27 protein-coding genes are annotated in these 24859 nt (G+C 61.6%); 9 read left to right on the forward strand and 18 right to left on the reverse strand.

All coding sequences use genetic code 11. The annotated features are described in order from the left end of the window. The first annotated feature begins 26 nt into the window (after positions 1 to 26). From pheS to pheT, 3 genes are all read left to right on the forward strand, one after another. On the forward strand, positions 27 to 1109 hold the full coding sequence (pheS, locus tag ASF70_RS07350) for a phenylalanine--tRNA ligase subunit alpha (protein ID WP_062578726.1): 1083 nt from the start codon (positions 27 to 29) through the stop codon (positions 1107 to 1109). Between the two features lie 94 nt (positions 1110 to 1203). Beyond that, positions 1204 to 1479 (forward strand): DUF2442 domain-containing protein, encoded by a 276-nt coding sequence (locus ASF70_RS07355; protein ID WP_062578728.1) that lies wholly within the window; start codon positions 1204 to 1206, stop codon positions 1477 to 1479. A gap of 132 nt (positions 1480 to 1611) precedes the next feature. Beyond that, complete coding sequence (gene pheT / locus ASF70_RS07360) at positions 1612 to 4047, forward strand: phenylalanine--tRNA ligase subunit beta (protein WP_062578730.1); 2436 nt, start codon at positions 1612 to 1614, stop codon at positions 4045 to 4047. On the opposite strand, the gene ASF70_RS07365 is transcribed toward pheT, so the two are convergent. Next, the gene (locus ASF70_RS07365) at positions 4044 to 4277 is read right to left on the reverse strand and encodes a hypothetical protein (RefSeq protein WP_200943532.1); all 234 of its coding nucleotides are present in this window, start codon (positions 4275 to 4277) and stop codon (positions 4044 to 4046) included. The two genes, pheT and ASF70_RS07365, sit on opposite strands and share 4 nt — an antisense overlap. On the opposite strand from ASF70_RS07365, the gene ASF70_RS07370 reads away from it, so the two are divergent. Next, entirely contained in the window at positions 4270 to 4887 is a 618-nt protein-coding gene (locus tag ASF70_RS07370; RefSeq protein WP_062578732.1) for a hypothetical protein, read from the forward strand. The genes ASF70_RS07365 and ASF70_RS07370 overlap by 8 nt on opposite strands. A 9-nt stretch (positions 4888 to 4896) precedes the next feature. On the opposite strand, the gene ASF70_RS07375 is transcribed toward ASF70_RS07370, so the two are convergent. From ASF70_RS07375 to ASF70_RS07390, 4 genes are read right to left on the reverse strand one after another with little or no spacing between them, the layout of a single operon-like run. Beyond that, the gene (locus tag ASF70_RS07375) at positions 4897 to 5256 is read right to left on the reverse strand and encodes a nuclear transport factor 2 family protein (protein ID WP_062578734.1); all 360 of its coding nucleotides are present in this window, start codon (positions 5254 to 5256) and stop codon (positions 4897 to 4899) included. 53 nt (positions 5257 to 5309) lie between these two features. After that, positions 5310 to 5534: a DUF3072 domain-containing protein gene (locus ASF70_RS07380; RefSeq protein ID WP_062578736.1), complete on the reverse strand. Its 225-nt coding sequence runs from the start codon at positions 5532 to 5534 to the stop codon at positions 5310 to 5312. 54 nt (positions 5535 to 5588) lie between these two features. Continuing rightward, positions 5589 to 6584 (reverse strand): aldo/keto reductase, encoded by a 996-nt coding sequence (locus ASF70_RS07385; RefSeq protein WP_062578737.1) that lies wholly within the window; start codon positions 6582 to 6584, stop codon positions 5589 to 5591. A gap of 36 nt (positions 6585 to 6620) precedes the next feature. Then, positions 6621 to 7571: an aldo/keto reductase gene (locus tag ASF70_RS07390; RefSeq protein ID WP_062578739.1), complete on the reverse strand. Its 951-nt coding sequence runs from the start codon at positions 7569 to 7571 to the stop codon at positions 6621 to 6623. A gap of 191 nt (positions 7572 to 7762) precedes the next feature. On the opposite strand from ASF70_RS07390, the gene ASF70_RS07395 reads away from it, so the two are divergent. Next, positions 7763 to 8749: a Gfo/Idh/MocA family oxidoreductase gene (locus tag ASF70_RS07395; RefSeq protein ID WP_062578741.1), complete on the forward strand. Its 987-nt coding sequence runs from the start codon at positions 7763 to 7765 to the stop codon at positions 8747 to 8749. 1 nt (position 8750) lies between these two features. Here ASF70_RS07395 and ASF70_RS07400 read toward each other — a convergent pair whose 3' ends face one another. Then, entirely contained in the window at positions 8751 to 9131 is a 381-nt protein-coding gene (locus ASF70_RS07400) for a GtrA family protein (protein ID WP_062454083.1), read from the reverse strand. After that, the gene (locus ASF70_RS07405) at positions 9128 to 10138 is read right to left on the reverse strand and encodes a glycosyltransferase (protein ID WP_062578743.1); all 1011 of its coding nucleotides are present in this window, start codon (positions 10136 to 10138) and stop codon (positions 9128 to 9130) included. The genes ASF70_RS07400 and ASF70_RS07405 overlap by 4 nt, the downstream gene beginning before the upstream one ends. Before the next feature lie 152 nt (positions 10139 to 10290). On the opposite strand from ASF70_RS07405, the gene ASF70_RS07410 reads away from it, so the two are divergent. The 3 genes from ASF70_RS07410 to ASF70_RS07420 all read left to right on the forward strand — a co-directional run bounded on the left by ASF70_RS07410 (position 10291) and on the right by ASF70_RS07420 (position 14240). Further along, a complete protein-coding gene (locus tag ASF70_RS07410) occupies positions 10291 to 12096 on the forward strand; it encodes a hypothetical protein (RefSeq protein WP_244473989.1) in 1806 nt (601 codons plus the stop codon). A gap of 71 nt (positions 12097 to 12167) precedes the next feature. Then, entirely contained in the window at positions 12168 to 13781 is a 1614-nt protein-coding gene (gene xseA, locus ASF70_RS07415) for an exodeoxyribonuclease VII large subunit (RefSeq protein WP_062580112.1), read from the forward strand. A gap of 123 nt (positions 13782 to 13904) precedes the next feature. Then, on the forward strand, positions 13905 to 14240 hold the full coding sequence (locus ASF70_RS07420) for a hypothetical protein (protein WP_062578748.1): 336 nt from the start codon (positions 13905 to 13907) through the stop codon (positions 14238 to 14240). 43 nt (positions 14241 to 14283) lie between these two features. Here ASF70_RS07420 and ASF70_RS07425 read toward each other — a convergent pair whose 3' ends face one another. The 3 genes from ASF70_RS07425 to ASF70_RS07435 form a co-directional block, all read right to left on the reverse strand. Then, positions 14284 to 15537, reverse strand: a complete 1254-nt coding sequence (locus ASF70_RS07425; RefSeq protein ID WP_062578750.1) for an aminopeptidase — start codon at positions 15535 to 15537, stop codon at positions 14284 to 14286. Positions 15538 to 15629: 92 nt separating this feature from the next. Then, positions 15630 to 16103, reverse strand: a complete 474-nt coding sequence (gene ybaK, locus ASF70_RS07430; RefSeq protein ID WP_062578752.1) for a Cys-tRNA(Pro) deacylase — start codon at positions 16101 to 16103, stop codon at positions 15630 to 15632. Between the two features lie 4 nt (positions 16104 to 16107). Further along, positions 16108 to 16461, reverse strand: coding sequence for an ArsC family reductase (locus tag ASF70_RS07435; RefSeq protein WP_062578754.1), 354 nt, complete (start codon positions 16459 to 16461; stop codon positions 16108 to 16110). 170 nt (positions 16462 to 16631) lie between these two features. On the opposite strand from ASF70_RS07435, the gene ASF70_RS24315 reads away from it, so the two are divergent. Further along, positions 16632 to 16796 carry a hypothetical protein gene (locus tag ASF70_RS24315; protein ID WP_092663836.1) on the forward strand — a complete coding sequence of 55 codons (165 nt, stop codon included), beginning with the start codon at positions 16632 to 16634 and terminating at the stop codon, positions 16794 to 16796. A gap of 256 nt (positions 16797 to 17052) precedes the next feature. Here ASF70_RS24315 and ASF70_RS07440 read toward each other — a convergent pair whose 3' ends face one another. From ASF70_RS07440 to ASF70_RS07475, 8 genes are all read right to left on the reverse strand, one after another. Then, entirely contained in the window at positions 17053 to 17643 is a 591-nt protein-coding gene (locus ASF70_RS07440; protein WP_062578755.1) for a YqaA family protein, read from the reverse strand. A gap of 65 nt (positions 17644 to 17708) precedes the next feature. Beyond that, positions 17709 to 19298, reverse strand: a complete 1590-nt coding sequence (gene guaA / locus ASF70_RS07445; RefSeq protein WP_062578757.1) for a glutamine-hydrolyzing GMP synthase — start codon at positions 19296 to 19298, stop codon at positions 17709 to 17711. Between the two features lie 40 nt (positions 19299 to 19338). Beyond that, complete coding sequence (locus ASF70_RS07450) at positions 19339 to 19977, reverse strand: 5'-methylthioadenosine/S-adenosylhomocysteine nucleosidase (protein ID WP_062578759.1); 639 nt, start codon at positions 19975 to 19977, stop codon at positions 19339 to 19341. Next, positions 19974 to 20423 carry a PaaI family thioesterase gene (locus tag ASF70_RS07455; RefSeq protein ID WP_062578761.1) on the reverse strand — a complete coding sequence of 150 codons (450 nt, stop codon included), beginning with the start codon at positions 20421 to 20423 and terminating at the stop codon, positions 19974 to 19976. Before ASF70_RS07455 ends, ASF70_RS07450 begins: the two co-directional genes overlap by 4 nt. 70 nt (positions 20424 to 20493) lie before the next feature. After that, positions 20494 to 20946 (reverse strand): TspO/MBR family protein, encoded by a 453-nt coding sequence (locus ASF70_RS07460; RefSeq protein ID WP_062578763.1) that lies wholly within the window; start codon positions 20944 to 20946, stop codon positions 20494 to 20496. Positions 20947 to 20983: 37 nt separating this feature from the next. Then, the gene (locus ASF70_RS07465; RefSeq protein WP_062578765.1) at positions 20984 to 22069 is read right to left on the reverse strand and encodes a DUF1513 domain-containing protein; all 1086 of its coding nucleotides are present in this window, start codon (positions 22067 to 22069) and stop codon (positions 20984 to 20986) included. 3 nt (positions 22070 to 22072) lie between these two features. Next, positions 22073 to 23179 (reverse strand): imelysin family protein, encoded by a 1107-nt coding sequence (locus ASF70_RS07470; protein ID WP_062578767.1) that lies wholly within the window; start codon positions 23177 to 23179, stop codon positions 22073 to 22075. Next, on the reverse strand, positions 23179 to 24846 hold the full coding sequence (locus ASF70_RS07475; RefSeq protein WP_082471814.1) for a di-heme oxidoredictase family protein: 1668 nt from the start codon (positions 24844 to 24846) through the stop codon (positions 23179 to 23181). Before ASF70_RS07475 ends, ASF70_RS07470 begins: the two co-directional genes overlap by 1 nt. Positions 24847 to 24859 lie beyond the last annotated feature (13 nt).

Here is a 24859-nt window from a genome sequence, read left to right on the forward strand (position 1 = left end):
TTGTCCGAGCATCAACGGAACACATCATGTCCGATCTGGAAAATCTGAAAACCTCGCTTCTGGCTGAAATCGAAGGTGCCAGCGATGAGGCGTCGATCGAAGCCGTGCGCGTCAACGCGCTAGGCAAGAAAGGCTCCGTCTCCGAGCTCCTGAAGACGCTCGGCGGCATGTCTGCGGAAGAACGCCAGACCCGCGGCGCGGCGATCAACGCGCTGAAAACCGAGGTCACCGAGGCGATCACCAGCCGCAAGACGATGCTGAAGGACGCAGCGATCGACGCGCGTCTGAAGGCCGAGACGCTCGATGTGTCGCTGCCGGTGCGCTCTTCTCCTGCCGAGCGCGGCCGTATCCATCCCATCAGCCAGATCACCGACGAAATCACCGCGATCTTTGCAGACATGGGCTTCTCGATCGCCGAGGGCTCTGATGTCGAGACCGATTACTATAACTTCACCGCGCTGAATTTCCCGGAAGGCCACCCGGCCCGCGAAATGCACGACACGTTCTTCTTCCAGCCGGATGAAAAGGGTGAGCGCAAGGTGCTGCGCACCCACACTTCGCCGGTCCAGGTTCGCACGATGGAAGCGCAGGACCCGCCGATCCGCATCATCATTCCCGGCAAGACCTATCGCCAGGATTCCGACGCGACGCATTCGCCGATGTTCCACCAGGTCGAAGGCCTCGTGGTCGACAAGAAGGCGCATGTGGGCAATCTGCGCTATGTGCTGGAAGAGTTCTGCAAGACCTTCTTCGAAGTGCCGTCTGTGACGATGCGGTTTCGTCCGTCCTTCTTCCCGTTCACCGAACCGTCCTTCGAAGTCGATATCCAGTGCGACCGTTCAGGACCGATCGTGAAGTTCGGCGAAGGCACCGACTGGATGGAAATCCTCGGCTGCGGCATGGTGCATCCCAACGTGCTGCGCGCCGGTGGGCTCGATCCGGATGAATATCAGGGCTTTGCCTGGGGCATGGGCCTCGATCGCATCGCCATGCTGAAATACGGCATGCCGGACCTTCGCGATTTCTTCAATGCCGACGTGCGCTGGATGAACCACTACGGTTTCCGCCCGCTCGACATGCCGACATTGTTTGGTGGGTTGAGCGCCTAAGGCCATCCCGAGGCCAAGGGGTTCAAGGCGGTCGATCTAAGGCGTATCATGGAGGTCGTCAAAGACCATCACGGGCAGTTTGTGGAGGCATGGGATGAATTCGCCAAGTCTGTATCCTGAGGACGAACAGCCTATCGAGGCTTGGTGCGATCTCCATAGCGTTCATGTCCGGCTGGCGGATGGGCGTGAGGTCATCACCCCACTCTGGTGGTATCCGAGCCTGTATGCGGCAACGCCGGCAGAGCGAAACAACATTGAGCTGATGCTGGCTGGTATCCACTGGCCGGATAACGATAAGGATCTGTCTATCCGCGGAATGCTGGCGGGCTGGACGGCCCCCGGTGCGACGGCTCCGGAAAAGGCAGCGTAGAGTGTGAGCGACCTGCCAACATACCCACAGCGCTATCGATGACGCACGCGGTTATGCGTCACTTCTTTCGAAACTATTTGATGTGGCCCGGGGTCTGCCGGAAAGCCCGCTCGATTTTATAAGGGTGCAGTAATGAAATTCACGCTTTCCTGGCTCAAGGATCACCTTGAAACCGATGCCAATCTCGAGCAGATCTGCGAGCGCCTGACGGCGATCGGGCTGGAAGTCGAGGATGTCGATGACAAGGCAGCCTACAAGCCTTTCGTCATCGCAAAGGTCCTGTCGGCGGAAAAACATCCGGAGGCGGACCGCCTGAAGGTTCTCTCCGTCGATGCCGGTCCGGATGTCAACGGCGGCAAGCCGCTGCAGATCGTCTGCGGCGCGCCGAATGCCCGCGCCGGTCTGGTCGGTGCGCTCGCGCGTCCGGGCGATTATGTGCCGGGCATCGATGTGACGCTTGCCATCGGCAAGATCCGCGGCGTCGAAAGCCACGGCATGATGTGCTCCGAAAAGGAGCTGAACATGTCGGAAGACCATAACGGCATCATCGATCTTCCCAAGGATGCCCCGGTCGGCACCTCGTTCGCCGCCTATGCCGGCCTCGACGATCCGATGATCGAGATCAACCTGACGCCGAACCGTCCCGATTGCACTTCGATCTATGGCATCGCCCGTGATCTGGCCGCCTCCGGCCTTGGCACGCTGAAGCCGCGCGCGGAGCCTCAGCTCAAGCTCGAAGGCGAGACCTCGGTCGGCCTGTCGATCGATCTCGATGATGAAAACCTGTGCCCCGGCTTCGGCCTGCGCCTCGTGCGCGGCGTGAAGAACGGCGCAAGCCCGGCCTGGATGCAGACGCGCCTGAAGGCGATCGGCCTGCGTCCGATCAACGCCCTCGTCGACATCACCAACTACATGACCTTCGACCAGGGCCGGCCGATGCACGTCTTCGATGCCGCCAAGGTGAAGGGCAATCTGGTCGTTCGCCGCGCCAGCGAAGGCGAAACGATCCTGGCGCTCGATACCCGCGAGTACAAGCTTTCGCCTAGCAACGTCGTCATCGCCGATGACAACGGCGTCGAATCGATCGGCGGCATCATGGGCGGCGAACATTCCGGTTGCGACGAGAACACCGTCGATGTCCTCATCGAATCCGCTCTGTGGGACCCGATCAACATCGCCAAGTCCGGCCGCGCGCTCGGCATCATCACCGATGCCCGCTACCGGTTCGAACGCGGCGTCGATCCAGACTACATGCTGCCCGGTCTCGACCGCACCACGCAACTGGTGCTGGAACTCTGCGGCGGCACCGCTGCCGAAGCAAAGGTCGTCGGTTACAAGGCATATGAGCCGAAGGTCGTCGATTTCCCCTTCGCCGAGGTCAAGCGCCTGACCGGCCTAGAGATCTCCTCAGAAGAAAGCCGCCAGATCCTCGATCGCCTCGGCTTCACGGTCGAAGGTTCAGGCGAGCGCGTATCGGTGAAGGTCCCATCCTGGCGTCCGGATGTCGATGGCAAGGCCGATCTCGTCGAAGAGGTCATGCGCATCCACGGTGTCGATCACATCAAGCCGGAGCCGCTCGAAAGCATCGGCAGCGTCAATGGCAAGATCCTGACGACGTTGCAGATCCGCACCCGCACGGCCAAGCGTGCACTCGCTGCCCGCGGCATGCTGGAAGCGGTCACCTGGTCGTTCATTCCGGAAGGACAGGCGAAGCTGTTCGGCGGCGGCGCACCGTCGCTGAAGCTCGCCAACCCGATCGCCGCCGATATGTCCGACATGCGTCCGTCGCTGCTGCCGGGTCTGTTGACCGCTGCCCAGCGAAATGCCGACAAGGGCTTGGGCGACGTGGCGATCTTCGAAGTCTCCGGCACCTACGAGAACGACACGCCGGAAGGCCAGCGTCGCGTTGCCGGCGGTATCCGCCGCGGCACGGCCTCGATCAATGGCGCAGGCCGCCTCTGGTCGAACGGTGCCAAGGGCGGTGGCAAGCCGGTGGATGTCTATGATGCCAAGGCCGATGCGCTGGCGGTGATCGAAGCCTGCGGCTTGCCGATGTCGAACGTGCAGATCGAACAGGGTGGTCCCGCCTGGTATCACCCGGGCCGCTGCGGCACGATCAAGATGGGTCCGAAGATCGTGCTCGGCACGTTCGGCGAATTCCATCCGAAGACGCTGTCGGCACTCGATGTCTCAGGCGCTCTCTGCGGCTTCGAGGTCTATCTCGATGCCATGGCCGAGCCGAAGAAGAAGGCGACCCGTACCAAGCCGCCGCTGGAGCTATCGCCCTTCCAGGCCGTCAAGCGCGACTTCGCCTTCGTGGTGGAATCGACTGTCGAAGCCGGTGCCATCGTCAAGGCCGCAACCAGTGCCGACCGCAAGCTGATCTCGGGCGTCAATGTGTTCGACGTCTTCGAAGGCGCGTCAGTGGGCGAGGGCAAGAAGTCGGTCGCGATCGAGATCCTGATCCAGCCGGTCGACAAGACACTGACGGACGAGGATTTCGAGGCACTTACTGCCAAGATCGTCGCCAATGTCGTCAAGGTCACCGGCGGCGTGCTGCGCGCCTAACCGGCGCGCTGGTACCGCCATTCCTGTGTCCTGCCGCCATATCCATAGGATGCGGCGCGGACGTCCTGAACATAGATGTAACTCTCCTCATGCAGATCGCCGAGGAGAGCCGCAAATCCCTCAAAGGCCGCCTGGATAGAGGCGGCCTTTTCGCTTTTGGTATTGGTTTTGTGGGTTTCAAACGGGCGTGGTAACTTCACAAGAATCGTGAAGGAAGGGCCGGTGCGCAAGCCAAATTCCATGAAGGGGCTGGAGGAGCTAGGCCGGGTCAGGCTGTCGGAAAACTTCTTCTTCCGCGATTTCCTGTTTTCCGAGATTGCCGCAGTCTATGGCATGGCCAATGTCCCTGATGATCCTGATCTCGCGATCGAGGCAGGACGGTGTCTCTGTCAGGAGCTGCTGGAACCGCTGCAGGCGACATTCGGCCGGCTGCATGTGCGCTCAGGTTACCGCGCAGCTGAAGTCAACGCCTTCGGCAATGCCCGGGGATTAAACTGCGCCACCAATGCCGCCTCGTCTGCAGACCATATCTGGGATCTTCGCGATGCCGATGGCTGCATGGGGGCAACGGCCTGTATCGTGGTCCCATGGCTGATCGACAATGTCAGCGAGGAGGGCGACTGGCGAAAGCTGGCCTGGTGGATCCACGATCACCTTCCCTATGCCTCGCTCTGCTTCTTCCCGAAACTCTGGGCTTTCAACATCCAGTGGCACGAGCGGCCGGTGCGCCGGATCACGAGCTATGCCCAGCCCCGAGGGCTCCTGACCAAGGCCGGAATGGCCAACCATGGCGGCGACCATTCGGAATGGTACCAGGGCTTTCCGAATGTGAGGCGATAGCCAGCGGTGTCAGGAATGCAGGTGGTAAAGCTTGCTAACAATGACCCAGCGACCATTCACCTTCAAAAGAGAGAGGTAGTCGGTAAATCGGAGGCCGGCAAATTCATCGATAAGTTTGACGCTCGCTGCGTCGCCGGTGATATCCAGGGCAAGGATCTCGATCAGAGGCTGCGTTCCCGCCGGCGCTGGGCCTTCTGAGGCGACCGCTGCGACAAATTCGGCCACGGACAGCCACTCGACCGCATTGTCGTAGTTTCCGATGATCGAAGCTTTTGGGTGAAACGCTTTGCGGAGCGCGCCTTCGTGCGCAAACGTCATCCCGTCCACGTAAAGATGCACGACCGACTGCACTGCCTGCTCTTCAGACATGACGAGGCCCTCCCCAGGCTCTACGATAGCAGAACCCGGGGAAGGCTCAACACTCACATTTTCATCTTCTCGCGCAGCGCATCGATGCGCTTGGAGGCTTCGGCCTTGGACAGATCTTCGGCGAAAGCGTCGGGATCCTTCGCCTGCTCACTGAGGGTCTTGAGATAGGAGCCCTGGGCGCCGGTCATCGGCTCATCACCGGTGACCCAGTCATCCGGGTCCTTCTCGGTGTTCGATGCGGGATCCGGGTCAGTCTTCGGGTTATGTATGTCGCTCATAGTTTCCTCACCGTTTGGATGTTCTTTAAACGTTCTCGGTGAAACGAAGTTCCATCAACGGCGTGGCGTCCATGCCGCCTGTCCGCCGTAACGGGCGCCGGCGATCTTGTCGGGAGACAGCATGTCGTCGAGGCGCTTCACATCGTCGGCGGTCAGCACGACATCGGCAGCCGCGGCATTCTGCTCCAGATTGGGGATTTTGCGCGCGCCGGGAATAGGCACGATGAAATCGCCCTTGGCGAGCACCCAGGCAAGAGCAAGCTGCGCCGCCGTGATGCCCTTTTCCGCCGCCATCTGTTCGACAAGCCGGACCAGTGCGAGGTTCGCTTCCATGTTCTCCGCCTCGAAGCGCGGCATGGTGCGGCGAAGGTCACCCTCGCCGAATTCCGACGTGTTCTGGATCTTGCCGGTCAGGAAGCCGCGGCCGAGCGGGCTGAACGGCACGAAGCCGATCCCAAGTTCGCGGCAGGTATCGAGCACGTCGCCCTCAGGGTCGCGGGTCCACAGAGAGTATTCGCTCTGCAGCGCCGCAATCGGGTGCACGGCATGGGCGCGCCGGATGATATCAGGGCTTGCCTCCGACAGGCCAAGCGCGCGCACCTTGCCTTGTTTCACCAGCTCGGCCATCGCTCCGACCGTCTCCTCGATCGGCACGTCAGGATCGACGCGGTGCTGGTAGAAGAGGTCGATCACGTCGATGCCGAGGCGTTTCAGCGAGGCTTCGGCAACTGCGCGCACCTGCTCCGGCCGGCTGTCGAGACCGGACATCGCGCTCGAGTCCTTTTTAGCGGGATCGATCCTGAACCCGAACTTGGTGGCGATCACCACTTTATCGCGGAACGGTTTCAACGCCTTGCCGACCAGCTCCTCATTCACGTAGGGACCATAGACTTCGGCCGTGTCGAAGAAATTGACGCCGATCTCGACGGCGCGGTGCAATGTCCTGATCGACGTCGCCTCATCCTGCCCGCCATAGGCATGGCTCATGCCCATGCAGCCAAGGCCAATCGCCGAGACCGTCAGTTCAGTTCCAAGTTTGCGTGTCTGCACGGGAATTCTCCAGGTTGGGCTTTACGGAAGGATCGATCAGGCGCCGGCCTCGTTGAGCAGCGTCATCTGAGCGTCGGTAAGCGTGAGCCTGCCGGCCGCAAGGATCGCCTCAAGCTGCTTCAGGCTGGTGGCGCTGGCGATCGGCGCAGTAATGCCCGGCCGTGCGGCAACCCAGGCGATCGAAATCGCGGCTAGGCTTTCGCCGGTTTCCGCAGCCACCTGGTCGAGTGCTGCAAGCACCTTCAGGCCCCGGTCGTTGATATAGTCGGGCATGCGGTTGCCGCGCGTCTTGCCTTCGGCATCTTCAGCCTTGCGATACTTGCCCGTCAGGAAGCCAGCCGCCAGCGCGTAGTAGCTGATGACGCCGATGTCTTCGGCGATGCAGAGGTCCGCAAGCGGGCCTTCGAATTTGTTGCGGGTGTAGAGATTGTATTCCGGCTGCAGCACGTCGTAACGGGGTAGGCCGTTTTTGTCCGCAGCGTCGAGCGAAGCCTGCAACTGTTCGGCACTGAAGTTAGAGCAGCCGATCGAACGCACTTTGCCCGCATCCTTCAGCTTCGCAAGCGCGCCAAGCGTCTCCTCGTGCGGCGTGTCGTCATCGGGAAAATGCGAAAGGTAGAGGTCGATATAGTCGGTCCGCAACCGCTGCAGGGATTTCTCGACGGCTTCCACCACCCACTTCGCCTTCAGCTTCTTGTCGTCGCCCATGGTGGGGTAACCGAACTTCGTGACGATGACCGCCTTGTCGCGGGCCACCGTGCCGCGCTTCAGCCAGTTGCCGATCACGGTCTCGCTTTCACCACCCTGATGGCCGGGCGCCCATGCGGAATAGACATCGGCGGTGTCGATCGTGTTGAACCCGGCCTCGAAGAACGCGTCCAGCATCTCGAAAGAAGTCTTTTCGTCCGCGGTCCAGCCGAACACGTTGCCGCCGAAAACGACGGGCGAGATGGAAAGTCCGGTACGGCCGAGCAAGCGCATGTCCATGATGGTCTCCAGATAGATGACGTGGGGAAGCGATGAGTGCTGAAGGATGAAACTAGGCTGATTGGATCGACTGTCAAACCGACAAGCGGGCACAAGGTTTCAGCACTGCCGACAACGACAGTTGCCCGCCCGCCCAAGCGGCCCTAGGTTAGCCTCCCAATGACTGTCTGTGAATGTGTGGAGGCACTGCTATGTTGCGTTTTGGAATCCTGTCGACGGCGAAAATCGGACGGGACGCTGTCGTTCCCGCACTGCTAGACGCCGAAAACTGCGTGGTCAGCGCCGTTGCCAGCCGTGACATTGCCAAGGCGCGCGCATTTGCGGACCGGTTCGGCGTGCCACATGCGTTCGGCTCCTATGACGAGATGCTGGCCTCCGACATGATCGATGCCGTCTATATCCCGCTGCCGACCAGCCAGCATGTGGAATGGTCGATCAAGGCGGCCGAGGCCGGCAAGCATGTTCTCTGCGAAAAGCCGATCGCGCTGAAGGCAAGCGAGATCGAGCGACTGATTGCGGCGAGGGATGACAACGGCGTCCTGATTTCCGAAGCCTTCATGGTCACCTACGCGCCCGTCTGGCACAAAGTGCGCGACCTTCTGAAGGAGGGCGCGATCGGCGACCTCAAGCATGTCCAGGGCGCCTTCAGCTATTTCAACCGCGATCCTGATAACATGCGCAACATTCCGGAACTCGGCGGCGGCGCGCTGCCGGATATCGGCGTCTACCCAACGATCGCGACCCGCTTTGTCACCGGTAAAGAACCGGTGCGCGTCCATGCCACTGTAGCGCGCGATCCGGACTTCGGCACGGATATTTATGCAAGCGTCAAGGCAGCGTTTGAGACATTCGAAATGAGCTTCTACATCTCGACCCAGATGGCGGGTCGCCAGCTCATGGTGTTCCACGGCACAGAGGGCACGATCGAGGTCAAGTCTCCCTTCAATGCCGACCGCTGGGGCGCCGAAGAGATCGAACTCACCAACCAGAAGCACAATGTCTCGCAGATCTTTCGCTTCCCCGACAGCCGCCAGTATCGCCGCCAGGCAGAAGCCTTCGCGAAGGCAGCAAAGGGTGAGGCGGCAGAGATTGTGACGCTCGAGAACTCGCTTCTCAACCAGCGCTTTATCGACGCGATCTACCGCGCCGGTGAAACCGACGGCTGGGAGACGGTCTGACCTAGTTCTTGTGGCGGAAGACGAAGCGGGAATACCCGAAATAGCTGTAGGCCGTTGCTGCAGCCGAGGCGAATACGATCGCCGCAATCGGCTGCAGGAACGGCGCCCGCCACATCAGCAGCGAATAGACGGCGTAATTGATACAGGCCGAGGTGATGCCCACGGCCCAGTATCGAAAGCCCTCTTGCGCAAGCGAGTGCGGCGATGGCTCGAACGTCCGGTTGCGGTTGATGAGCCAGGTAAAGCTCATCGCGGCCATGATCGCAGGAATACGGGCCGCAAACGGACCGAACCCGGCAACCGCGATGAGAAAATACGTCAGTCCAGCATCGATAACGAAGCCGCAGCCTCCGGCCGCCAGGAACCAGAAAAGTCGCTTCATGCGGCGCTCTTGGCGTCCTTGGCAGTCTTGCGGCGGCCGCCCGCAGGCTTCTGCAGGGAGACCGGAGCATGGACGCGTTGCGGCATGCTCATATAGTGGATGCGCAACTGCTCTGACCGCGCCCGTGATACGGAATCGAGGATGAGCCCGGCCGTAAAGACCAGGAACGAGATCAGCATCAGCACCAGCGAGAAGACCCAGGTCGGCATCCGCTCGACCAGGCCCGTCTCGAAATACTCGACCAGCACCGGCGCCATGAAGGCGAGGCTTGCCGCCATGAAGGCAGCGCTGATCGTGCCGAAGAAGGCGAAGGGCCGTGTTTCTTTCATCAGCATTGCAAACATCCAGAGTATCTTCGCGCCATCGCGGAAGGTCGAAAGCTTGGAATGCGATCCTTCCGGACGCCGTCCGTAATCCAGCTCAATCTCGCAGATCGGCAGTTTCAGACGCGATGCATGCACCGACATTTCCGTCTCGATCTCGAACCCGCCTGATACGGCCGGAAAGCTTTTGACGAAGCGACGCGAGAAGGCGCGGTAACCGGAAAAGATATCGGTGAAGTCGCGTCCGAAGATCGTCCGGTAGAGAATGTTGAACAGCCGATTGCCGGTCGCATGGCCCTGGCGTCCGGCATCCGCATGAACGCCGCGGCGGGTGCCGACAACCATGTCGGCGCGCTCGGTCAGGAGCGTGCGGATCAGCTCTTCCGCGTCTTTTGGAGAATAGGTGCCGTCACCATCCGCCATCAGATAGATGTCGGCGTCGATATCGGCAAACATGCGGCGCACCACATGGCCTTTGCCCTGGCGCCGTTCGCGCATCACCTCGGCGCCGGCCAGCATTGCTTTCAGCGCGGTGCCGTCGGTCGAATTGTTGTCGTAGACGTAGATGTGGGCATCCGGCAGGGCCTGCCGGAAGCCATTTACCACCGCTTCGATCGTCGATGCTTCGTTGTAGCAGGGCAGAAGAACGGCGATCTTCAGATCACCCGTCAGGGCATCGGTCATGGTTTTCACTCGATACAAAGAAGACCGCAGACGGCACACGCCGCTTCACCGCTTTACTATTTCTTGGGAAGGTTAAGGCTAGGTTTCGGGCTGGAATATTTCGGGGCGAAAATGCGAAAGCCCCGGAAATCATGGTCGGAGGTGGGGAAGACATGCAGGTCGTTAGCGGGCGCGGTGCGATATCGTTGAGGCTTGCGCCCGTGGTGATGATCTACTGGCTCGCAGTCTCGATCATGGCCCTTGTCATCAAGCTGCCCACCGCGACCGATCTGATCGGTGCCGACAACGACGACATCATGCGGCTGGTTGAAGTCCGCGATCTCCTCGGCGGCCAGGGCTGGTTCGACATGACGCAGTACCGGCTCGGCCTTGCCGACGGCACGCTCATGCACTGGTCGCGGCTGGTCGACCTGCCGATCGCGGCACTGATCAAGTTCTTCTCGCTGTTCATGGCAATGCCGCTGGCCGAAGGTGTCGCGGCAACAGTCTGGCCGATTTTCGTCTCCTTCCTCCTGTTCGTCCCGCTCGGCCTTGCCGGCCGCCGGATCGGCGGCGTGGTCACCCTGCATCTGGCGCTCGGCATCGGCGCGATCTTCGTTTTCACCAACATCAAGTTCCAGCCGGGCGCGCTCGATCATCATAACGTCCAGCTGGCGCTTGCCATGTGGGTCACTGCCATGCTGGTCGATCCGCAGTATCGCCGGTCAAGCTATGCCGTCGCCGGCATTGCGGCGGCGCTGGCGATCGCCGTCGGTGCCGAAACGGTCCCTTTCGTCGCGGCCGCCTGCATCTGCGTCGTGCTGCAATGGGCCTGGCACGGCAGGTCGTTCGCCGGGGCCGCCAGGGCCTTCGGCCTCTGCCTCACGCTTGCGATCTCCGCCGCCTTTTTCGCGACCGTGCCACCCTATCGCTATGCGGTCGTCACCTGCGATAATCTTTCCTTCGGCTTTTATTCGCTGACGGCAATCGGTGGCGCCGGCCTGTTCATTCTGGCAAGCCTGCCCTTGCCCGATAAACGGTTGCTGCGTTTCGGCATGCTGGCGGTCGCCGGCGTCGCCCTTCTTGCCGCAGCCCGCGCAATTGCGCCGGAATGCCTCGGCAATCCGCTGGCAAACCTTGATCCGCTGCTTGTCGAACTCTGGCTGAACGGCGTATCCGAGGCACGCTCGATCGTGGCTGAAATGCGCGACACGCCCGAACTCGTCGGCGGCTTCTATGCCGTGGGCCTTTTCGCCATCCTCGTCTGCCTTGCCCGCATCGCGTGCCGCAGCAAGCTCGAAACCCACGTCGTGCTTCTCGTTCTGCTCCTCGTTTCCTTCGCTGTCGCGGCCATTCAGGTGCGCGGAACGATCTTCTCCAACCTCCTCAGCATCCTGCCGCTGTCTCTGCTGATTGCCGATATCCGCGTCCGTGCCAATGCGGACCGCAACAATCCAGGTCTTGCCGCGGCCTATATCGTCACGGTCCTTGCTTCCGTCCCGGTCGTCTGGGGCGTCGTGGGCATTCTCGTGAAAGAGGGCGTCGGCTCCGTCGACCTCAATATCCTCTCCACCGATAACGCAGGTGAAGAAGGAGAATGCGGCGGGCCGCAGACATGGTCCGCGCTGAATGCCCTTCCGGTCGGCGTTATCGCTTCTCCCTCCAACAGCGGCGCGGAGATCATTCGCTTCACGCGACATCGCGCATTGTCCGCGCCCTATCACCGCAATCAGGGCGGCATGCTGACCGAACTGCATATCGGCTTGGCGCAACCTGATGAAGCCAAGGCCTTTATCGATGGTGCCGGAGTGACTGCTCTCACCTTCTGCAAGAGCGATCCGCAGACCGAGCGGCTGATCGCGACGAAACCTGACGGCCTCTATGCCGCACTCGCCCGGGGTGACATCCCGCCATACCTGCAGCCCGTTGCCACAGGGCCGCTGGATGGGTTCATGATCTACCGGGTTGTGAGAGACTAGCGCGAGATTAAGCGTCGGATGATCCGGAAAGACGGATGAAATCGGCGCAGCCTTCGGTTAGAACAAAGGGCATGACGAGCCCTATCGCCCAAGAATCGCCGACGAACCTCACCGAATTTTCCGTGTCGGAGCTTTCCGGCTCAATCAAGCGCACGATGGAAAATGCGTTCGATCATGTGCGGGTGAGGGGAGAAATTTCCGGTTATCGCGGTCCGCACTCTTCCGGTCATGCCTATTTCTCGCTGAAGGACGACCGCTCGCGCATTGATGCGGTCATCTGGAAGGGCACCTTCTCGCGCCTGCGGTTCCGGCCGGAAGAAGGCATGGAAGTGATCGCGACCGGCAAGATCACCACATTTCCAGGCTCGTCGAAATATCAGATCGTCATCGAAAACCTCGAGCCGGCAGGCGCCGGCGCGCTCATGGCGCTGCTTGAGGAGCGCCGCCGCAAGCTCGGTGCCGAAGGCCTGTTCGATCAGGACCGCAAGCAGCCCCTGCCTTATCTGCCGCGTGTCATCGGCGTGGTGACCTCGCCAACCGGCGCCGTCATCCGCGATATCCTGCACCGCATTTCCGATCGCTTTCCCGTCCATGTGGTCCTATGGCCCGTCAAGGTTCAGGGCGAGGGGTCCGGCGAGGAAGTCGCCGCTGCCATCCGCGGGTTCAACGCGCTCGGGCCAGGTGACGCCATCCGAAGACCAGATGTGCTGATCGTCGGCCGCGGTGGCGGCAGTCTGGAAGATCTCTGGAGCTTCAACGACGAGATCGTCGTGCGCGCTGCAGCCGAAAGCCGGATACCGCTGATCTCGGCCGTGGGCCACGAGACCGACTGGACGCTCCTCGATCACGCCGCCGATGTTCGCGCACCGACGCCGACAGGCGCCGCCGAAATGGCTGTTCCCGTGAAGGCGGATCTCGAAGCTCAGCTCGCCAGCCTGGCCGCCCGGCTGCGGGGCTGCGCAGCGCGCCAGATGGACCACCGCAAACAGTCGCTGCGGGCGCTCGTCCGCGCGCTTCCGTCGCTCGACCAGCTGCTGGCACTTCCGCGCCGACGGTTCGATGAAGCCGCGGCTGGCCTCGGCCGCGGGCTGGAGCGCACGACGGTCGTCAAGCGCCGCGCGTTCGAGCGTGTCTCGTCCGGTCTGCGCCTCGATCTCCTGACGGGCAGGCTCCAGCAACAACGCCAGGCTTTGAACGACCGGCTGCTACGGGCCGATCGTTGCCTGGAGAGAAGAGCGTTGAGCGAACGCGGGCGTCTGTCGCGTTTCGAAGCGTCGCTGAAATCTCTGCCCGCGCGGCTGCTCGGCCAGATCCAGCGCGAGCGTCAACATCTCGTATCGTTCGGGCGCCATGCCGATACCGCTATGTCGCACACGCTCGCGCGCAGCCGTTCGGCCATCTCGGCGCAGGATCGCGTCCTGCAGTCGCTCTCCTACAAGAACGTCCTGCAACGCGGTTTTGCGGTCATTCGAGATGAGAACAACCACCCCCTGACACGGGCCGCTGGCATCGGCGAGGGCCGGGTGATTTCCGTGGAATTCGCTGACGGTCGTATCTCGGCCGTCACGGGCGGCGAGGCACCCGTTGACGATCCGTCGCCCTCCGCACGGCCATCTCAGCCGAAAAAGAAGCTGCCGAAACCGGAAGGTGCCGACCAGCCTGCCAAGCAGGGCACGCTGTTCTAACCCTTGGGCGGCAGCCCATTCAAATCCCCGCCAAGACTTCCTATCTTCTCCACGAAGAGACCTCTCTGGAACACGGCGTTGCAAGCCGCGTTTCCTCGGCAGTTGCAAACGGAGACCATGGCCATGAAAAAAGCATTCGCGACCTCGTTGCTGATCCTCTCGGCGGCAGCTTTCGGCACTCCGGCACTGGCCGGACAGACGAGGGCATCGGAGATCATCTTCGGCAAGGCTTATGACGATAACGTCATCGCGATCCAGTCCGGCTCGCTCACCAGCCGCAAGGACGGGTATTCCGAGTGGTCGGGTTCCGGCAACGAACTGATCATGCGCCGTGCCCAGGCGGAAGTCAGTGCCGACGGCAGCCTGATGCGCTCGCTCGAAGCCCGCGGCATTGCCATCCACAACGTCCTGTCGGTGGAAACCGCTGCCAATGGCGGCAAGGTCGTCTATTACCGTTGATAGTGGCAAAGGCCCGGCAAATCCGGGCCTCGCGTCTCGTGCGTCAGGCCCACTCGCCGGCGCGCATCACAGGCACTTTGGAACCGTCGGCCCTGATGCCGTCGATATCCACCTTGTCGGATCCGATCATCCAGTCGATGTGGATGAGGCTCGAATTGCCGCCCTGCGTCCTGATCTGCTCCGGCGTCAGCGACGCTCCGTCGAGGAAGCATTTCGAATAGCACTGGCCAAGCGCGATGTGGCAGGACGCGTTTTCGTCAAACAGCGTGTTGTAGAACAGGATGCCGCTTGCCGAAATCGGCGAGGAATGCGGCACCAGTGCCACTTCGCCCAGCCGGCGGGCTCCTGCATCCGTATCCAGAACCCGGCTCAGCACTTCCGCGCCCTTGGCGGCACTTGCCTCGACGATGCGGCCGCTCTCGAACTTCACCCTGATGTCGTCGATCAACGTGCCCTGATGCGACAGCGGCTTGGTGCTGGAAACATAACCTTCCACCTTCAGAGCATGGGGCGTGGTGAACACTTCTTCGGTCGGGATATTCGGATTGCAGGTGATGCCGTTCTTCGCCACAGACGCCCCGCCATGCCATTCATGGCCATCAGCCAGGCCAACCGTGAGATCCGTGCCGGGGCCGGTGAAGTGAAGCGCCGAAAAACGTTCGCCGTTCAGCCATGTGGAGCGTTTCTTGAGGTTTGCGTTGTGCGATGCCCAGGAGGCGACCGGGTCGGCCAGATCAACGCGGGAGGCGGCAAAGATCGCGTCGGCCAGCTTGCGCACCGCCACGTCTTCCGGCACGTCCGGAAACACCTGCCGCGCCCATGCCGGGTTTGGGTAGGAAATGATGTTCCAGTTGATGTCGAAATTGGCGATCTTCTCGAGCGCCGGCTTGTAGGCCATCGAATTGGCCTTGTTCGCCCGTGCCACTTTGGTGGGATCTTGTTCGGAGAGCATCATCGGGTTGTCGCCGGAGATCGCCAGCCGCGCCGCGCCATTGGCATAAGCCTTCGCCATGCCTTCGTAGAGCCAGTCCGAGGCCTTGTCGAAGCTCGCATCGGGTGCGAACTCGTAGCGTGCAAGCGTCGCCTCCTCGTCGGAATAGAAGGTGGTGACGAGACCCGCACCGGCCTTGTAGGCGTGGCGGGTCAGGAACCGCACCAGCGGCAAGGCCGCAATCGGCGCCGTGATGACGAGATCCTGGCCCTTCTCCAGCCCAAGCCCAACCTTGACCGCCACTTCGGCAAGCTTTTCGAGTTTCTGGGGATCGATGGCAGTCTGGAAATTCGGCACGATTGTCATGGTGGCCTCTGTTCTTGGAATATCTGTTGCCACGACTTAGGGTGGCGGAGGTGAATGTGAAGTCGATCGACAACGATCATAGTCCCGTCGCTTCACGCAACAAGGCCCGCCGCCATTGCTTTCAGCACGGACTGCGCATCTTTCGGAGCCAGGCGCACCTGAAGCCCTCGTTGGCCACCATTGATGAAGACGTGGTCCTCCTCTAGAGACGTCGCCTCGATCGCCGTCGGGACGAGCTTCCTCTGTCCGAACGGGCTGATGCCGCCGACACGATAACCGGTTATCCGTTCCGCATCGGCCGGCTTCATCATGGCCGCAGACTTGCCGCCGAAGGCCGCCGCAAGCTTCTTCATCGAGACCTCCCGGTCGGACGGGATGACAACGCAGACCGCCTTGCCGTCCACCTCCGCCATCAACGTCTTCAGGACACGGCATGGCTCTTCGCCGATCGCCTCGGCTGCCTGAAGCCCGATGCGTTCGGCGTTCGGATCATAGTCATAGGTAACCGTCGTGAAGCTCACGCCGGCCTTCTCGAGCACTTCGGTTGCGCGGGTCACCTTGGACATGAATTCAGGTCTCTGTGAATGTCGCGGCGTAGCTTTCCGGTTTGAAGCCGACGACCAGTTTTCCATCCGCTTCCAGTATGGGCCGCTTGATCATCGATGGCTGAGCCGCCATCAGCGCAATCGCCTTTTCCCGGTCGAGATCCAGCTTGTCCGTCTCGGGAAGTTTCTTGAATGTGGTGCCTGCGCGGTTCAGCACCTGTTCCCACCCGGCGCGCGCCGTCCAGTCGTCAAGATGATCGTGGTCGATGCCGAGCGCCTTGTAGTCGTGGAAGGTGTAGGCAACGCCCTTCTCATCCAGCCAGGCGCGGGCCTTCTTCATGGTGTCGCAGTTCTTGATGCCATAGATGATGATCGCCATGAAAACCTCTTCCGTTGATGACGATCGATAGCAACCGCACCTCGGTTTAGGCAAGACATGGATGCCGTGAGGTCCGTGCCATGTGATTGGCGCATGCCTCCTCTGTGAGCTTGTCGATTGTATGGGCACAATGTGCAGCCTATTTTAGGAACATCACAAGGAGAGATCAAATGTCTGCATCTATCAAGAACCGCGTTGGCGCATTCGGTCGTGCATTTGCACTGTTCGGCGCTGCCGTCTCCGCATCCGCTGCTGTCGAGAACAACCGTCGTCCGCACGCCCGTGACCTCGAGATCCTCGGCATCGATCCTCAGGCTTTCCGCAAGGTTCGCTAATCATACTTCCAAAGACCGCCCGGCGGGAAAGCTCCTGCCGGACACGTGTGGCGTAACACTTCGCCACACCACGAGCGCTGATGATATGACCCGGCTGAGACCTTCAGCGAGAGCAGGTCACCATCCCGCTTAACGCATGGCTTGTTTCGCAAGTCGATAGGCGTTCAGGACACAAACTTCCCCGCAGAAATATTGGTACTAGGCCAGGCGTGCGCAAGCAGCCTGATAGCGTAGCCGCAGCTGGCGTCGCGCCAACTCAGCTCATCAGCATCTTGTAGGCGCAATAGACGGCGATCAGCACGACGGCGCCGATCAGTGCGATCTTCCCGAGCCGCTTCTCGATGAAGTGCCGGATGCTCTCGCCATGGCGACGCAGGAGCCATGCGAGGAGAAAGAAGCGGGCACCGCGGGTCACCACGGCCGCCGCGATGAACAGCCAGATATTGACATGCACGGCACCGGACAGGATCGTGACCACTTTGATCGGCGGCAGATGCGCAAAGCCTGAGGTGACCAGCATCAGCAGGATCGTCTCGTAGGTGATGCCGGATTTCAGCTCGTTGAACGTATCGAGTTTGCCCCAGAATTCGAGGATCGGCACGGCGATCGCATCGAAAGCGAAAAACCCGATCCACCAGCCCGCAATGCCACCCAGCACCGAAAACGTCGTGGCGATCAGGGCGTAGCGCCAGGCGCGCTCAGGCCTTGCGAGCGCCATGGGCAGAAACAGCACATCCGCCGGCACCAGAAAGACCGAGCTTTCGACGAAAGCGATGACCGCAAGCCACACGCTTGCGGACTTGCGGGCGCTGAGCGCCATCGTCCAGTCATAGAGGCTGCGGAGCATCGCGATATCCAGGAAGGGATTGGGGTGTGACAGGCAGCCGAGTGCTGCCGCCGGTCACGAAACGCCTATTCCCACTCGATCGTGCCGGGCGGCTTGCTCGTCACATCGTAGACGACGCGGTTGATGCCGCGCACTTCGTTGATGATTCGGGTTGCCGCACGGCCAAGGAAGTTCATGTCGTAGGGGTAGAAGTCCGCCGTCATGCCGTCGACCGAGGTCACGGCGCGCAGCGCACAGACGAAGTCGTAGGTGCGGTAGTCGCCCATCACGCCCACGGTCTGCACCGGCAGAAGCACGGCAAATGCCTGCCAGATCGTGTCGTAGAGACCGGCCTTGCGGATTTCGTCGAGATAGATCGCATCCGCCTTGCGCAGAATATCGAGCTTTTCTCGGGTAATGGCACCGGGGCAGCGGATGGCAAGGCCTGGACCCGGGAACGGGTGGCGGCCGATAAAGCTTTCCGGCAGGCCGAGCTCACGGCCCAGAGCGCGCACTTCGTCCTTGAACAGTTCGCGCAGCGGCTCCACCAGCTGCATGTTCATGCGCTCGGGAAGGCCGCCCACATTGTGGTGGCTCTTGATGGTGACCGACGGGCCACCGGAGAACGAAACGCTTTCGATGACGTCAGGATAGAGCGTGCCCTGCGCGAGGAAGCGCGGAGCGCCCTTGCCGTCGGAGGCGATCTTGGCGGCTTCCGCTTCGAAAACCTCGATGAACAGGCGGCCGATCGTCTTGCGCTTGACCTCAGGGTCGGAAACGCCGGCCAGCTGCGTCAGGAACAGGTCGGATGCATCCACGGCAACGAGCGGGATGTTATAGGCATCCCGGAACATGCCGACAACCTGTTCGGTCTCGCCCTGACGCATCAGGCCGTGGTCGACATAGATGCAGGTCAGCTGGTCGCCGATCGCTTCATGGATGAGAATGGCTGCAACGGATGAGTCGACGCCGCCGGACAGGCCGCAGATGACGCGCTCGGAGCCCACCTGTTCCTGGATCTTGCGGATCATTTCGGCCTTGTAGGCCGCCATGGTCCAGTCGGACTTCAGGCCGACAATCTTGTGCACGAAATTGGACAGCAACTTAGCGCCATCAGGCGTGTGCACCACTTCCGGATGGAACATCGTCGTGTAATAGCGACGGCTCTCGTCGGCAGCGATCGCGAACGGCGCGTTTTCGGATGTGGCGATCACTTCGAAGCCATCAGGTAACTGCGTGACGCGGTCGCCGTGGCTCATCCACACGGGATAGCGGCCGCCCTGTTCCCAGAAACCATCAAACAGCGGGCTGGATTTCTTGATCTCGACGTCGGCGCGGCCGAATTCCGCGGCATGGCCACCCTCGACGACGCCGCCGAGCTGGGTTGCCAGCGTCTGCTGGCCGTAGCAGATGCCAAGGATCGGAACGCCGCTGTCGAACACAGCCTGCGGTGCGCGCGGGCTACCCTCTGTCGTGACCGATGCCGGGCCGCCGGAAAAGATCACGCCCTTCGGCGCCATCCTGTCGAAGGCGTCCGCTGCACTTTGAAACGGGTGGATCTCGCAATACACACCCGCTTCGCGCACGCGGCGCGCAATCAGCTGCGTCACCTGGCTGCCGAAATCGATGATGAGAATGCTGTCGGGATGAGCTACCAAGGGTGTTGTCTGGGTCATGGCGAGCCTTTAGAGAAAAACTGGCTTTTGTGCAACTGCGTCAGAGCGCCAAATCGCCGCTTTCGAGGGCGTTTTCGAGCCGGTCGATCACTGCTGCAAGCTTCTCGTCGATCACATGAAGATATTCCGTCCAGTTGTCGACATGCTTCAGCTCCGCCTTGCCGTCGGAAATGCCCCGCAGACCGATCAGTGGAAGACCGAAAACCTGGCAGCATCGCAGCACGGCAAAGGTCTCCATGTCCACCATGTCGGCGGCCACGAGATCATAAGCTGATCCCGAAACGATATTGCCGCCCGTCGAAAGCGACGCTTCCGCAATGCCGGGGATGCGAAGCGGCATCGGAACGATCGCCGGGTGATCGAGAAACGGTGTGCGTCCCTTTTCGAAACCGAGCGGGGAGGCGTCCATGTCGCGATAGGCAACGGAGGATACCTGGTAGACCTCCGTCTGCTCGAGACTGCGCGAGCCGGCGGACCCGAGTGAGACGACCAGATCCGGCAACCGGCTTTCCACCTCCAGCCGTGTCAGTGCACGCGACAGCATGACCGCTGCCTCCACCGGGCCTACACCGGTCATCAGCGGCTTGATACGGGTTTTGAGATGCGGACCATATTCGGCATCGACGGCCATGACGAACATGATCTGCCTGCCAGAAACTGCCTTAAGCTCGAAATTCATCCGACGATATCATGCCTGCCGCGGATGACCATCATCGATGCGGTCATGGACGCAATGAGTTTTGCCGGGCCGTCACCGATCGCATAACCGCGCCCGTCCGCAACGATGATCGTCGAGCCGGGCTTGGTGATTTCGCCGCGAAACAGAAAGCGATCTCCACGTCCCGGCGACAACAGGTTCACCTTGAACTCGATCGTCAGGATCGAGGCATCAGGCGCAATCGTCGTGTAGGCGGCATAGGTGCAGGCCGTGTCGAGGGCCGCGGAAATCACGCCGGCATGCAAAAACCCATGCTGTTGGGTCAGCTTCTCGCTGTAGGGCAGCTCGATCTCGATCATCGCCTGCTCGACCCGGGTGAGCTCCGCATCAAGCATTGCCATCGCGCCCTGCCGGTCAAAACTCTGGCGAATACGCTCGCGAAAATCGCCTGTTTCGAGAATGCTCATGCCTGCCCCTTTGATCGAGGCAAGGTGCCATGCCGGGCCGGTATCGGCAAGCCGGTTTGGTCTCGGCTCGTCAGTTGAGCATCACGATCGAGAGGTTGAGCATCGTCGCAAACGCGACCCACAGCGCGTAGGGCACGAATAGGAGCGCGGCGGTTCGGTTGGGCTGCCAGCTCATGGCGATGAAGAGCAGGATGAAAGCCAGCATCGCCACGATGATGGTAAGGCCGAGAACCGGGTTCTGCATTCCGAAAAAGGCCGGAGACCAGAGCAGGTTCAGGACGGCCTGCACCGCAAACATGACCAGCCTTCGAGTGTTGTTCTGGTCGTACCACGTGGATGCGAGCGCTGCCCCGATCATGCCATAGAGAACCGTCCAGACCGGTCCGAAGATCCAGTTCGGCGGATTGAAGAACGGCTTGTTCAGCTGTTGGTACCACTCGCCGGGAATGTTGCTGACGCCGCTGATCACGCCGACGGCGACGGAGGCGATGATGAAGAGACCGTAGACGATAGGTTTGCGCATGAGCCCTCAGATAGAGCGGTTGGAGCGGTCGAAAAGATCATCCGATGCGAACGATGTGCTGGTCCCAGGCTATCCGGCTTTTGGTCTCGTTGAAACGTCCGTCATAGGTCGAGACCGCGATGCCGTGCGCGGCCGGTGCCACGCCTGCAGCCTCCCGCACCGTCTCTTCCCTCAGCACCTTGCCGGTCCTTGCATCGAGCGTCACCGCGGCACCGCCAACCGGCGATGTCAGGCCGACCAGCCCCTCGCGACGATTGACGGCAATCGCGCCCACATAGTTGCCGAGCCGGACCGTTGTCGGCTCGGGCAGGTCGAGAAATGCGATGTCCTCGCCTTTCGAAAACCAGCCGGCAAGCGGCGGCAATGCATTGCGCGCACCTTCCCACTGGCAGGCGAACCAGATCCGGCCACTTTCGGCAATGTCGAGATGTCGGGTGGACAGCTGGGATAGCGCCGGCGGCATCCGGTGTTTCTGGATCAGCGCGCCGGATCTTGCGTCCAACAGCACCAGCGAAGGCTCCATGCGATCGAGATTGAGCTTGGTGCGGCCGAAATCCGGATGCGTCTCGATACCGCCATTGGCAATGACCAGCATCGACCCGTCATCGGAGACGGTCATATCGTGGGTGCCGACACCATGGGCATCGAATTCGCCGATGCGGCGGAAGCCGTCGGTTCCGTCATAGACCCCGATCATGCCGCGATTGCCGTCGAAATCATTCTCGCTCGCGTAAAGCCTGGTACCATCAGGCGAGAAATGCCCGTGCCCGTAGAAGTGTCGCCCCTCCGGCGCGGTGATCATGACGGGCTCTGCCTTGCGTGCCGCATCGAACACCATTGCGAACGTGCCGGGCCGTCGGGCAAAAGCGACCGTTCGACCGGTCGCCTCACTGAACGCCATGCCATGTGCCCGCGCGGGCAGGGCCACACGGTCGATGATTTCGCCGCGCTCCGACACGGTCGCAATGCCGAACGAACCATCGGGCGCACGAAAACCCGAGGCGTAGACTGCGTCCGCCCGTTCCAGCGCCATCAGCGCGCCCGGTTGAAGCGCCGCGGTAAAGGCGACGCCGGCAGCCTTCAGGAAGCCGCGTCGATCTATCGTTTCGCCGCGCCAGCTCATGGCCTAGTCGCCGTCTGCAAACGAGAAGCCGGAGGAAAGCCCGATCGCGCCGCCATAGCCGTCGTTCAGCTTGGCAATCACGTCCTTGCCGCCGTCGAGAAGCGATTGCAGCTTTGCCTGTTCACCGGGGTTTTCAACCGCCAATTCGATATTGGGCATGACGGTGCGGGCCGTGGCGATCATGGACTGCAATCTCGCCTGCGTGGCCGCGACGACCGGCTGATCCTTTTCCTGCAACAGCTCGACCATGCCCGACGTGGCAAGCAGCTTCGACAATCCGTCGAGATTGCCGTGCAGGCTGTCCCAAGTGTTCTGCGAACGCCAGAACAGCGCCTGTTTCGGAAACGTCGCCTTGCCTGCCCCCTTGTAGAATGTCTCGATCCGCTGATCGCGCACGGCCTCCGCGCCATGGACCAGAATGCCCAGCAACGCGGTTATCGCCTCGCCGCCTGTGCGAAAGGCCGGGTTGTCGGGTCCCGGCTGCTCCCAGGTCTTGGCGATGCCATCTGGCGCATCCCAGATGCCGGCGACGTCCTTTGCGACATTGGCGACGTTCTGCGCGGCCGCGGCGGCATAGCGGCAGCGAAACGCATTCTCGGCCTCCAGAAGATCGCGATCGGCATTGGTGCCGTAAAGCAGATATTCGAGTGCGCCGAGCCCCTGCGTCGCGACGCTTTTCGTGGCAAGCGTCGCAGGGTCCGTCGCTGTCTCGTCCTTCTTGGCAAGCACAGCCTGCACCTGCTTCAGACCAGTGCTCTTGCGGTCGGGATAAAACAGAACCCGCTCGAACCGGTTCTGCTCGATGATCGGTCCGGTTCGGACGATCTCGATCGAACCCCAGCTGACGACGAGCGCGCGGAATGCAGTTTTGACGACGTTGAGATTGGCGACCGAAGGCGCCTTGCAGAGGGCACTGCTCTTGTCGGCCATATCCTGCGCTGAGGTCTCGAAGGCGTCATAGCCCGGCCGGATAAAGCCGTTGACGGCCGCGGTCATCACTTTTGTGACGGTAGCAGCCGGAAGCTCGACTGCCGGCACGCTGTCGGCATCCTGTGCCTGCGCCGTTGCGGACAGCAGAAGAGCCAGGCCGGCCGCGAAGATCATGCGCATCAGAGTGACTCCAGGAAGGTGAGAAGAGAAGCGCGATCGTCCTTGGGAAGCGATGCAAAGGCCTCGCGTGCCTTCTGCGCCTCGCCGCCATGCCAGAGGATTGCCTCGGTCAGGTTTCGCGCCCGCCCGTCATGCAGGAAGAAGGTGTGCCCATTGACGGTCTGCGTCAAGCCGATGCCCCAGAGCGGTTGGGTTCGCCATTCCTGCCCGTTCGCCACACCCACCTGCTGCCCATCGGCAAGGCCTTCGCCCATATCGTGCAGCAGGAAGTCGGAATAGGGCCAGATCAGCTGGAACGCATGCGCCTTGTTTCCCGCATCGCGGCGGGTCACGAATTTCGGCATGTGGCAGGAAGCACAGCCCGCCTGATAGAATAGGTGCTTGCCTTTCAGCACGCCCGCATTGCCGATATCGCGTCGGGCAGGCACGGCCAGATTTTCCGAGTAGAAGGTGACGAGTGGCAGCACCGGATCGGGCGCTTCCACCGGACCCAGCCTCGGCTGCACACCGGTCGGCAGGGCCAGACAGTCGCCTTGCGCCTTCCGGCAGTCGCCGTGATCGAACGGATCGTCCGGTGTCGAAATGCCGATATCGCCGACGAAAGCCGATGAGCTCTGGTCGCGGATGGACGCATTCTGCGCCTTAAAGCCGAAACGCCCGATCTTCAGCTCGCCGCTCTTGTGGTCGCGCACCAGCGCGGCCTTGCCCGAGATACCATCGCCATCGGTGTCGTCAGGATCGGCGTTGGCAAGCAGGTCGGCCTCGTGGATCGCCTGGATGAGACCCATGCCGATCATCGGCGGGGCCACGCGCGGCGAAAGCGTGACGTCGCCCTCCATCGGGCCAAACCCCAGATCAGCAACCGAATAGCTGGGCTTGCGCAAAGTGACCACCTCGCCATCGGCAAGTGTCACCGGCAGGTCCTGATAGGCGATCTGCAGTCTGCCTTCGGCCTGAAGGCCGGGGACCGCCAGATCCTGCAACTGCTCGCCATAGACCGCGTCCGGAAAGTTGAGCTTGCGATAATCGGCGATCACCGCGCGTTCTTCGTCGGTCCGGGCCGGGCGGGCCAGCCGCAGGAACATCGATGTCGCGTCTGCGGCACCTTCTGGCGGATGCCCGCGGCCGTCCTTCAGGTGGCAGCTCTGGCAGGCCCGCGCATTGAACAGCGGCCCCAACCCGTCAGAGGCCTGGGTCGACGAGGGGGAAGACACCCAGAGCTTGGTGAACAGCGCATTGCCGAGCTTGAACTCCTGCTCTTCCTCGAACGTGATATTGGCGGAAAAATGCGAGAAGATATTGCCGTTGACGCTGGCCTTGGTCGTTGCCCCGCCGCCGGCCATCAGCTCGAACTGCTCAGGCTTGGAGAAGTCCGTCGTGGCACGCGTCACGCTCTCCACCCGCTTCTGGTCTTTCGGGTTGAGATCGGTGCGCGACGTCGGAAAAATGCTGTCGCCACCGGTGGCGACGATGGGGATCAGAAACAGAGCGCCTGAAAGCAGCGGCAAAACCAGACGATACCAGTAGCCGCTTTTCCCGGCTCCGTTCCCGCGATGGGGAAGGCAGCCACGCGCGAGCTCGTCGTCCAGCGGGTGCTGGGGACAAGCCGGGGAGTGGTTATGCCCCTCCCGCGTTTGGGGAGGGGTGGGGGAGGTGACGTTCTTCATCGCAATCGCTTGG

This window comes from Rhizobium sp. Leaf321 (assembly GCF_001423215.1).
GTDB lineage: Bacteria > Pseudomonadota > Alphaproteobacteria > Rhizobiales > Rhizobiaceae > Neorhizobium > Neorhizobium soli.

Bases quoted from the DNA above. Each gene is read 5' to 3' on its own strand.
- ASF70_RS07395 (WP_062578741.1), top strand. From the start codon at position 7,763: ATGTTGCGTTTTGGAATCCTGTCGACGGCGAAAATCGGACGGGACGCT.
- ASF70_RS07355 (WP_062578728.1), top strand. From the start codon at position 1,204: ATGAATTCGCCAAGTCTGTATCCTGAGGACGAACAGCCTATCGAGGCT.
- ASF70_RS07405 (WP_062578743.1), bottom strand. From the start codon at position 10,138: ATGACCGATGCCCTGACGGGTGATCTGAAGATCGCCGTTCTTCTGCCC.
- ASF70_RS07440 (WP_062578755.1), bottom strand. From the start codon at position 17,643: ATGCTCCGCAGCCTCTATGACTGGACGATGGCGCTCAGCGCCCGCAAG.
- pheT (WP_062578730.1), top strand. From the start codon at position 1,612: ATGAAATTCACGCTTTCCTGGCTCAAGGATCACCTTGAAACCGATGCC.
- ASF70_RS07435 (WP_062578754.1), bottom strand. From the start codon at position 16,461: ATGGCGATCATCATCTATGGCATCAAGAACTGCGACACCATGAAGAAG.
- ASF70_RS07425 (WP_062578750.1), bottom strand. From the start codon at position 15,537: ATGACAATCGTGCCGAATTTCCAGACTGCCATCGATCCCCAGAAACTC.
- ybaK (WP_062578752.1), bottom strand. From the start codon at position 16,103: ATGTCCAAGGTGACCCGCGCAACCGAAGTGCTCGAGAAGGCCGGCGTG.
- ASF70_RS07390 (WP_062578739.1), bottom strand. From the start codon at position 7,571: ATGGACATGCGCTTGCTCGGCCGTACCGGACTTTCCATCTCGCCCGTC.
- ASF70_RS24315 (WP_092663836.1), top strand. From the start codon at position 16,632: ATGTCTGCATCTATCAAGAACCGCGTTGGCGCATTCGGTCGTGCATTT.
- ASF70_RS07410 (WP_244473989.1), top strand. From the start codon at position 10,291: ATGCAGGTCGTTAGCGGGCGCGGTGCGATATCGTTGAGGCTTGCGCCC.
- ASF70_RS07420 (WP_062578748.1), top strand. From the start codon at position 13,905: ATGAAAAAAGCATTCGCGACCTCGTTGCTGATCCTCTCGGCGGCAGCT.
- ASF70_RS07380 (WP_062578736.1), bottom strand. From the start codon at position 5,534: ATGAGCGACATACATAACCCGAAGACTGACCCGGATCCCGCATCGAAC.
- ASF70_RS07475 (WP_082471814.1), bottom strand. From the start codon at position 24,846: ATGAAGAACGTCACCTCCCCCACCCCTCCCCAAACGCGGGAGGGGCAT.
- ASF70_RS07465 (WP_062578765.1), bottom strand. From the start codon at position 22,069: ATGAGCTGGCGCGGCGAAACGATAGATCGACGCGGCTTCCTGAAGGCT.
- ASF70_RS07400 (WP_062454083.1), bottom strand. From the start codon at position 9,131: ATGAAGCGACTTTTCTGGTTCCTGGCGGCCGGAGGCTGCGGCTTCGTT.
- xseA (WP_062580112.1), top strand. From the start codon at position 12,168: ATGACGAGCCCTATCGCCCAAGAATCGCCGACGAACCTCACCGAATTT.
- ASF70_RS07460 (WP_062578763.1), bottom strand. From the start codon at position 20,946: ATGCGCAAACCTATCGTCTACGGTCTCTTCATCATCGCCTCCGTCGCC.
- guaA (WP_062578757.1), bottom strand. From the start codon at position 19,298: ATGACCCAGACAACACCCTTGGTAGCTCATCCCGACAGCATTCTCATC.
- pheS (WP_062578726.1), top strand. From the start codon at position 27: ATGTCCGATCTGGAAAATCTGAAAACCTCGCTTCTGGCTGAAATCGAA.
- ASF70_RS07470 (WP_062578767.1), bottom strand. From the start codon at position 23,179: ATGCGCATGATCTTCGCGGCCGGCCTGGCTCTTCTGCTGTCCGCAACG.
- ASF70_RS07455 (WP_062578761.1), bottom strand. From the start codon at position 20,423: ATGAGCATTCTCGAAACAGGCGATTTTCGCGAGCGTATTCGCCAGAGT.
- ASF70_RS07375 (WP_062578734.1), bottom strand. From the start codon at position 5,256: ATGTCTGAAGAGCAGGCAGTGCAGTCGGTCGTGCATCTTTACGTGGAC.
- ASF70_RS07450 (WP_062578759.1), bottom strand. From the start codon at position 19,977: ATGAATTTCGAGCTTAAGGCAGTTTCTGGCAGGCAGATCATGTTCGTC.